Here is a 621-nt window from a genome sequence, read left to right as displayed (position 1 = left end):
ACCGGCGCCCGATCGCCAGCTACCAGGCCGGCGAGATCAAGAAGCTGCTTGCCGAGTTGCTGGGCATCGACCACCTGCGTGATCTGTCGGCCAAGGCCGGCGAGGTTGCAAAGGGGCTGGGCCGGCATCTGGACACCCTGCAGCGCGACCTGGTGGGCTTGTCCGCCCAGCGCGAGCGGGCGGGGCAGTTGGCACGCGACATCGGCTCGACCGATGAAGCCTTGACCGGGGCGCGGAGCGATCGCGATGCGAAGACTGCCGATGGCGCAAAGCTCCTGCAGGAGCGAGCGACACTGGCAGCCAAGCAAAGTGCGAGCGCGGCCACCGAAGCGCGTCTGCGCGAGCTCAGGCAACGGGAAACCGAACTGGGAGCGCGCCGGCGGCAGTTGGATGCTGACCAGCGTGCTGCGGCCACCCGCGCTGCCACGAGGCGCCGGGAGTTGGAGCAGCTGATCGCCAGCCGCAAGCTGATGTTGGCCGAAGGGCCGGCCATCCTTGCGGCCGCCGAGCAGCGCGACACCTTGCAGATGATCACAGGCCAGAAGCAGGGCGAGTTTGCCACGCTACAGCAGGCGGTCAGTCGCTTGGATGCACAGCAGGCACAGCATGCCGCGCTTTCGA

At 68.1% G+C, this 621-nt stretch carries 1 pseudogene; it reads left to right on the top strand.

The window, feature by feature from the left end:
* Positions 1 to 621, top strand: a pseudogene (locus tag CF70_RS24760) (SMC family ATPase); the annotation flags it as partial.

Origin of the sequence: Cupriavidus sp. SK-3 (assembly GCF_000611145.1) — a bacterium.
Classification (GTDB): Bacteria; Pseudomonadota; Gammaproteobacteria; order Burkholderiales; family Burkholderiaceae; genus Cupriavidus.
This window is presented reverse-complemented; position numbering and strand designations above follow the sequence as displayed.